The organism is Fulvivirga lutimaris (assembly GCF_009711525.1).
Lineage (GTDB): Bacteria > Bacteroidota > Bacteroidia > Cytophagales > Cyclobacteriaceae > Fulvivirga > Fulvivirga lutimaris.
The window spans coordinates 1-1,306 of sequence record NZ_SMLV01000085.1 but is presented as its reverse complement, the minus strand read 5'-3'; the positions used below and the strand labels follow the sequence as shown (position 1 = coordinate 1,306).

Annotated in this window: 1 protein-coding gene; it reads left to right on the top strand. The window is 34.4% G+C overall.

From position 1 onward, the window contains the following. Positions 1-182 precede the first annotated feature (182 nt). A partial coding sequence (locus E1140_RS00305; protein WP_155177965.1) for a hypothetical protein occupies positions 183-1,306 on the top strand: 1,124 nt, incomplete at its 3' end.

Below are 1,306 nucleotides of genomic sequence, written 5' to 3'. Positions count from 1 at the left end.
ATATAGAAATTCCTTTCCCTCAGCAAGACTTACATCTAAAATCTGGATTTGAAGAAACAAACAAGTCTTAAAAAAGTTTAGATTCTCCTAATTAAGGCTATTTTTACCTATCAATTTTATTCTTTTTTATTAAGAAGTTGTGTAGATATTACATAACTTGTCTTGATTAATGAAGTTGTAATATGAAGGTAAAACAAACTCTATTAAGTGCTTTAAATGTTAATGAAGATGAATCCAAACAGGTATTCTCCCTTCTGGCTATGGGCTTTTTCATGGGTATTTTCCTTGCCACATTGGATGTTGGTGCAGCCGCATTATTCCTTAATAATTTGGATGAACAGCAAGTCGAGGAGCAATTACCTCTGGCTATCTTGGCTTCTGGTATTTTAGGTATTGTTTTTACTGCAGTATACAACTTCTTCCAAAACCGTATTTCGTTTAAAGCTCTTGGTATTGGAGCCTTATTTATTGTGACTCTCACACTTTTAGGTGTTGAAGTTGCATTCAGAAACTTATCTGATCCTATACCTATTTATTTCTTTGCATTTACCTTTATAGTACCGGCTAACTTCATGGTTATGCTCGTGTTCTGGGGTGCATTTGGACGGATGTTTAGCCTTAGACAAGCTAAAAGAATTATAGGAGGTGTAGATACTGGACAGCTAATAGCTTCAATTATTGCGTTATTCTCAATCCCTCTGATTGTTCCTGCCTTACTAGAAACTGACGACCTATTGTTTATAAGCCTTATTGCGATTGTAGGAGACATGTTTGTTTTCTTCTACATCTTAAGAAGCAACTTATTACAAAAGAAAGATCATACTGACACACAAAGCATCTCATATCGAGGACTCTTAAAAAATCCATATATAGCTTTAATGGCTCTTTTTGTGATTATTTCAATGGTGGGTATCAATTTCGTTGACTACTCATTTTTAACAGTTACGACAGCAAGATTTGATGAAAATGAACTTCCCACTTTCTTAAGTTTATTTGAAGCGACAGTAGTAATCTTCAGTTTCCTGTTCCAGACATTTGTAACTGATAAAGTAATTCAGTTGTACGGTTTAAAAGTATCTCTTCTGGTAAACCCAGTATTGATTATAATATTTACTGCAATAGCGATTCCTATAGGCTATTCTTTTGGGTACAATAGTACAAGTGGCGAAGCCATCATATTCTTCTTTATCATCATTGCGATGAGTAAATTGTTCATTTCTTCATTAAAAGATGCATTGGATGGGCCAGCATTCAAGCTATACTTTCTGCCAATAGACTCAACAGTGAGGTTTGATGTTCAAACAAA